The following is a 6748-nucleotide window of genomic DNA, read 5'->3' as shown; positions in this document are numbered from 1 at the left end:
GGTGGTCATAGTCGTTTCCTCATGGTGTTACAGCCGAGCGTCAGACACTCGTCCTATAACCCACGGGGAGCGCTATGGCCACTTCGCTTTCAGTGGCCAACTGTCAGGTAAATACCGTCACAACTCATACATATAGTGTGGAGTGCCTAGCATGAAGATCACAATCTTCGGCACCGGTTACGTGGGCCTGGTGACCGGCACTTGCCTGGCCGATGTGGGCCACGACGTGCTGTGCATGGACGTCGACGCGGCCAAGATCGCCCGCCTGGAAGCGGGGGAGATCCCGATCTACGAGCCAGGCCTTGAGGACATGGTCAAGGCCAACGTGGCCGAGGGGCGGCTGCGCTTCACCACCGAGCCGGCCGCGGCGGTGGCCTTCGGCACCCTGCAGTTCATCGCCGTGGGTACGCCGCCCGACGAGGACGGCAGCGCCGACCTGCAGTACGTGCTGGCGGTGGCCGAGACCATCGGCCGCCACATGACCGACGAGAAGGTCATCGTCGACAAGTCGACCGTGCCGGTGGGCACCGCCGACCGAGTGCAAGCGGCCGTAGCCGCGGTGCTGGCCGAGCGTGGCGAGACGATCGACTTCGAGGTGTGCTCGAACCCCGAGTTCCTCAAGGAAGGGGCGGCCATCGAGGACTTCAGCCACGGCGCGCGGATCATCGTGGGGACCGAGTCCGAGCGGGTAAAGGCGCTGATGCGCGAATGCTATGCGCCCTATATCCGCCTGCACGACAAGCTGATGTTCATGGACGTGCGAGCGGCCGAGCTGACCAAGTACGCGGCCAACGCCATGCTGGCCACCAAGATCAGCTTCATGAACGAGATCGCCAACCTGGCCGAGCGCCTGGGCGCCGACGTGGAGCAGGTACGTCGCGGCATCGGCTCGGATCCGCGCATCGGCTACCACTTCATCTACCCGGGCTGCGGTTACGGCGGCTCCTGTTTCCCCAAGGACGTGCAGGCCTTGGCCCGCACGGCCAGCGAGGTCGATTATGCGGCCGAGCTGCTGGGAGCGGTGGAGGCGGTCAACCGGTGCCAGAAGCAGACGCTGTTCGCCAAGCTGTCGAAGGCCTTCGACGGCGATCTTCACGGTCGCACCATCGCCGTGTGGGGGCTGGCCTTCAAGCCCAATACCGACGACATGCGCGACGCCCCGAGCCGAACGCTGATGGAGTCACTGTGGGCGGCCGGAGCCAAGGTGCAGGCCTATGATCCGGAAGCCATGGACGAATGTCGGCGACTTTACGGTGAGCGCGACGACCTGTCGCTGGTCGGTGATCGCACCGAGGCGGTGGAGGGCGCGGATGCCCTGGTGATCTGCACCGAATGGAAGGCGTTTCGCAGCGTGGACTTCGCCTGGCTGAAGTCGCGACTGACGCTGCCGGTGATCGTCGACGGCCGCAATCTCTTCGAACCGGAGGCGGTCAAGGCCGCGGGAATGTTGTACTACGCCGTCGGACGCGGCGACTCATTAGTCCCGGAAAGTGCTGGACAAGGCCCGTCGTAGCGACCGGGCAGAAATTGTCGCGAAGAACTTGATTGTGGGGCCACCCATTCCTGTGAAAAAATTATATAAATAGTATGTTTGAGTGGTCAATAGATTTGTGTGTTTTTAAAGCAGGGCGGATCCAGGAAAATTGACGGGTAGATAACTTACTGCGCATCTTGCATGTTCAATTAAAGTGCCCGCAATGTTCTACCATGTTTCGGCAGTGTGTACAGATGTGGCATGGCAAGAAATATAAATTCGAATATCAGGTTGTTCTGGGTTTTTCGAGGTGTGGGAGTTGGTTAAGGCTGTTTGGTTGAGTTTGGGGATGATGAAAGCCTGAGGAGTGAAAACCTATTTTGTGACTGGCAGTGTTTCTGCTGGAAGTCCTGTGGATGCTGCCAGCTTTTTCTTATGCATTAGTGATTGCGAAGTCGGGGTCGGTCTTTTACGTCCATGTTGCGAGGTCTGTATGGTATTTGATTTTATTAAATCATGGGGAAGGTGTGGAGGTGCTGTAGAAAAGGATAGGCTTAAGCCTAGAGTGGGAATAACAGGGTCGTTTGGTCGAGGAAATTATGGTGATGAACTATATGTGCAAAATTATAAGCATTGGTTTGGTTCATGGGCGGAGTTGCATTTGCTTACAGGGCTTCAACGCTCTTATTATTTAAAGGAGTTTGCAGAGGCTCGCGTTGATTTAATGGATTCTGTTGTCCTCGGAGGGGGGGATTTGTTATGCCCCTATCGTTCTAAAATAGATCGTGATTTTATTCATCCCAGTTACCTTCGGCGGCCGCTTCATGTCGCTGGTATTGGTGTGGAAAGAAATAAGCCTGAGGTCAATATCGACACTGTTCAAGAGTGGAAGAAGTTTTTGGGTGGCTCGAATGTTAGAAGTATATCAGTGAGAGACCCAGGATCGAAAAAATGGATAGAAGAAAAAATTAATCCTGAAGTTCCAGTGTTGAGTCATCCTGATCTCGTATGTGCGCTGCCTTTGCCTTCGATCAAGAAATTGCATGGTCCACCAGTCCTTGGGATAGTTACTAGGCATATTAAACATCCGAAGGAATATCTTGTTATGACCGAGGTAGGGAGGCGGCTTGCTAGCCAAGGATGGCGCGTTAGGCATATCATTGGTGGTGTGGGTGAACATGGAAGAAAAGATTACGAAAATTCTAAGCATGTAGAGATTGAAGGGAAAGAGGTGGTTTTTAGTCACAATCTTGATGATATTAGCAGGGCGTTGGGCGAGTGTTCACTAGTTCTTAGCATGAAGCTGCATACGACGTTGGTGGCTACAATGTATGGCGTCCCGACTGTGGCGGTTAATCCTGTCGTAAAGGCTAAGGCTTTCATGAGGTCTATAGGGCGTGAAGAGCTTGCTATACATCCTGACGATGAGCGGCTGTTGTCACTGGTCGAGTCGGGTGTTCCGCCAGTACCAATGCAAGAGGTGCAGCGTTTGCGTGAAGAAGCTTCCGACTATATGAGAGCCCTGAGTCAGAATATATGGAGTGAGTTTCGGGGAGCATCTCATGTTCGTAGAAAACTCTTGTCAAAAAAGCCATCGATGCCGTAGGTTCAGGGGCTATTCAGGTTGTCCTTGAGTGCGAAGAACTGATGGTGTTATAGGTTTAAGGAGTTTGCCGTGAAAATTTTAATGGTCGGTTCTGGTTTTTCTGGTGCAGTCATCGGTCGTGAACTCGCCGAGGCGGGCCACGACGTCACCATCGTGGACGCGCGTTCGCATATCGCCGGCAATTGCCATACCGAGCGTGATAACGAGACAGGGGTGATGGTGCATGCCTATGGGCCGCATATCTTCCATACCGATGACCAGGAGGTTTGGGAATACGTCAACCGGTTCATGACGTTCAAGCCCTACGTAAACCGGGTGAAGACGACCTCCAAGGGACAGGTGTTCTCGCTGCCGATTAACCTGCATACCATCAACCAGTTCTTCGGCAAGACCATGCGGCCCGACGAGGCGCGTGAGTTCATCGAGGCCCAGGCCGATACTTCGATCGAGGACCCCCAGACTTTCGAGGAGCAGGCATTGCGCTTCGTGGGCCGAGACCTGTACGAAGCCTTCTTCAAGGGCTATACCCAGAAGCAGTGGGGTTGCCACCCCCGCGAGCTTCCGGCCAGCATCCTCAAGCGGTTGCCGGTGCGCTTCAACTACAACGACAATTACTTCTTCCATCGCTTCCAGGGTATGCCTGAGGCGGGCTATACCAAGCTGGTGGAGGGCATCCTCGACCATCCCAACATCAGCGTGTATTTGAATACCCGTTTCGACCGTGAGCAGGCCGCCGAGTACGACCACGTTTTCTATTCGGGACCGCTGGATGGTTTCTTCGATTTCGAGCTGGGCCGGCTTGGCTACCGCACCCTGGATTTCGAGCGCTTTACCTACCAGGGCGACTATCAAGGCTGTGCGGTGATGAACTACGGAGAGGAGTCGGTACCCTATACTCGCATTACCGAGCACAAGCACTTCTCGCCCTGGGAAGAACACGAGGGCAGCGTTTGCTATCGGGAGTACAGTCGAGCCTGCGAGCCGCAAGACGTTCCGTATTATCCTATCCGCTTAGTGAACGAAAAGGCGCTCCTCGCCCGTTACGTGCAAATGGCGAAAGAGCAGGAAAAGGTGACCTTCGTGGGGCGTCTTGGGACGTATCGTTATCTCGATATGGATGTGACCATTCGAGAGGCTCTGGATACCGCCCGAGGCTTTCTCGAGTGCTTGAAGAAAAACGAGCCTGTTCCGACTTTCTTTGTCGAAACTTGATGAAAAGCTGCTTGAATCATTGAAGATAATCGATCAAAAAGTGACTAGTAATCGGAATGCCTGATCATCAGCTTTTTCCCTCTTCCTCAGCGACTGTACCCACGCTCGTGGCGGTCATCGTTTCCTTTAATCGACTGGAACATCTCAAGCAGGGTGTAGCGGCGGTGCTCGATGAGCCCGTGGCCGGGCTGGTAGTCGTTGACAACGGCTCCACCGATGGCAGCCGAGAGTGGCTTGCCTGTCAGGAGGATCCACGGCTGCATGTGTTGATGCCTGAACGTAACCTAGGGGGAGCCGGAGGGTTCGAGCTTGGTTTTGGCGCGGCCCTGGAGGTCTTTCAGCCGGATTGGCTGGTATGCTTCGATGACGATGCGCGTCCGGCACCCGGTGCGCTGCGATGCTTTCTGGAACAGGATCTCGAGGGCGTCGATGGTGCGGCGGCGGCCGTCTATTTCCCGAATGGGGATATCTGCGAGATGAACCGCCCCAGCTGGAATCCGTTCTGGCACGGCAGACTATTGTGGCGCACCGCTTGTGGCGTGATGATGGGGCGATCTCGAGAGGGCTTCCATCTAGCCGACCGGCACTATCGTGAAGATCGTTGTGTCGAGATCGACTCTTCTTCTTTCGTAGGGTGCTTCGTGCGAGCGGATGCCGTGCGGCGAATTGGTCTGCCCCGCGGTGAGCTGTTTATTTATGGCGACGATGTCATCTATACCTTGAGCCTGCGCAAGAGTGGTGGCCACCATGTTTTCCTTCCGAGTGTACGCTTCGTACATGATTGTTCAGCCGACTTGAGAGGAGGGGGCCGCATAAGGCCGCTCTGGAAAGCATTCTATGCCTACCGAAACGGTTTGCTGATGTATCGCATCGCTGCAGGAAAATGGTTTCCACTGGTCCTTCCGGTCAAGTTGCTCGCTTGGTTGTTCGCCGTGCGGCACTATCCTGAGAAGCGTCGTTATCTGAGCCTATGCTGGCTGGCACTGACCGATGCGCTGCGCAACCGAACGCATCGTGCCCACGATGAACTTGCTCGGCGGTATCCCTGATATGTCGCGAATCGCCAAAACCCTCTCGGGATTCGAAGTCTACTCGCACGTGGCGGCACGGTTCGCGGATGCCGCTTCACTCGTACTGAGCGGTTTTCTTGCCTACTGGCTACGCTTCGGGTCGCTCGGGAACATGGTAGAACGCTACCAGTGGATGATGCTGTCCGGGATGCTGTTGGGCATGGTGATCTTCGGTGCCTGTGGCATCTATCGTTCCTGGCGTGGGGCCGTACGGGTCGAGCTGGTAGTGCGTATCGTCCATGCCTTCGTCATCCTCGGTGGCATCGTCTTTACGTATCTCTATTTCACCAAGACGGGTGCCGAGTTCTCACGCCTATGGCTCGGGATGTGGCTTTTCAGTGCCCTCGTGCTCAGTGTTGGCATACGTACCGTTGCCTATCCGGTGCTCAACAGGCTGCGTCGACAGGGGCGCAATCGCAAGGGCGTCATTCTCGTTGGTGAGGTTGATTCCTGTCTGATTGCCGCCCGCCACATCGCTGCCCAGCCTTCGGCAGGGTTTGATGTGGCATCGGTTCGCTTGCTGGATGCCAGCGATTGCGGGCGATTCGGGATCGAGGACTGTCGCGCATTTGACAGCGAATACGACGCCAATTTGGTGAGCGATGAGATCTGGGTATGCTTGCCGCTTTCGCGAGGCAACCTGGTCGAGCAAATCTTGCGCGATCTGGATTATTGCATTGGCAATATTCGTTACATGCCGGACATGCAGGGGCTGCGGCTGTTAAACCACGATATTTCGACCGTAGCGGGGCTGTACATGCTCGACATGAGCTGTACCCCGATGAACGGCACGGCGCGTTTCATCAAAGCTGCCGAGGACAAGGTTCTGGCTGGTTTGGCCTTGCTGGTTCTGTCGCCGCTGATGGTGGTAATCGCCCTGGCAGTAAAGCTGACGTCTCGGGGACCAGCGCTCTATCACCAGGAACGCATGAGCTGGAATGGCGAAAGCTTCCAGATGCTCAAGTTTCGAAGCATGCCGGTCGACAGCGAGGCCGCTGGTGTTTGCTGGGGGGGCGCCAGTGGCAAGCCTGTCACGCTGGTGGGGCGCTTTCTACGACGATCCAGCCTCGATGAGTTGCCCCAGTTGATCAACGTGGTCAAGGGCGACATGTCGCTGGTCGGGCCTCGTCCGGAGCGTACGGTGTTCGTCGAGAAGTTCAAACACGAGATTCCCGGCTACATGCAGAAGCACATGGTGCGTGCAGGGATCACGGGATGGGCCCAGATTCATGGCTGGCGAGGCGACACGGATCTCAAGGCACGCATCGAACACGATCTCTGGTACATTGATAACTGGTCTGTCTGGCTGGATCTGAAGATCCTGTTCTTGACGGTGTGGCGTGGCTTCTTCCACCCCCATGCCCAGTAACATTTTTTGGAAGGTGC

The 6748-nt window shown here is 55.8% G+C and carries 5 protein-coding genes; all 5 read left to right on the top strand.

Going from position 1 to position 6748, the window contains the following annotated elements:
* Nucleotides 1-151 precede the first annotated feature (151 nt).
* The 5 genes from ACGTN6_RS19550 (at nucleotide 152) to ACGTN6_RS19530 (ending at nucleotide 6731) form a co-directional block, all read left to right on the top strand.
* A complete protein-coding gene (locus ACGTN6_RS19550) occupies nucleotides 152-1513 on the top strand; it encodes a UDP-glucose dehydrogenase family protein (protein WP_394594610.1) in 1362 nt (453 codons plus the stop codon).
* 328 nt (nucleotides 1514-1841) lie between these two features.
* A complete protein-coding gene (locus tag ACGTN6_RS19545) occupies nucleotides 1842-3080 on the top strand; it encodes a polysaccharide pyruvyl transferase family protein (protein ID WP_394594609.1) in 1239 nt (412 codons plus the stop codon).
* A gap of 69 nt (nucleotides 3081-3149) precedes the next feature.
* On the top strand, nucleotides 3150-4292 hold the full coding sequence (gene glf, locus ACGTN6_RS19540) for a UDP-galactopyranose mutase (RefSeq protein WP_394594608.1): 1143 nt from the start codon (nucleotides 3150-3152) through the stop codon (nucleotides 4290-4292).
* Between the two features lie 56 nt (nucleotides 4293-4348).
* Nucleotides 4349-5341, top strand: a complete 993-nt coding sequence (locus tag ACGTN6_RS19535; RefSeq protein WP_394594607.1) for a glycosyltransferase — start codon at nucleotides 4349-4351, stop codon at nucleotides 5339-5341.
* Nucleotides 5316-6731 (top strand): undecaprenyl-phosphate glucose phosphotransferase, encoded by a 1416-nt coding sequence (locus ACGTN6_RS19530; RefSeq protein ID WP_394594612.1) that lies wholly within the window; start codon nucleotides 5316-5318, stop codon nucleotides 6729-6731. The genes ACGTN6_RS19535 and ACGTN6_RS19530 overlap by 26 nt, the downstream gene beginning before the upstream one ends.
* The last annotated feature ends 17 nt before the right edge of the window (nucleotides 6732-6748 follow it).

The organism is Halomonas sp. B23F22_20 (assembly GCF_043496985.1).
Taxonomy (GTDB): domain Bacteria; phylum Pseudomonadota; class Gammaproteobacteria; order Pseudomonadales; family Halomonadaceae; genus Halomonas.
Note: the sequence above shows the minus strand (reverse complement) of the source record. Positions and strands in the feature narration are given on the sequence as shown.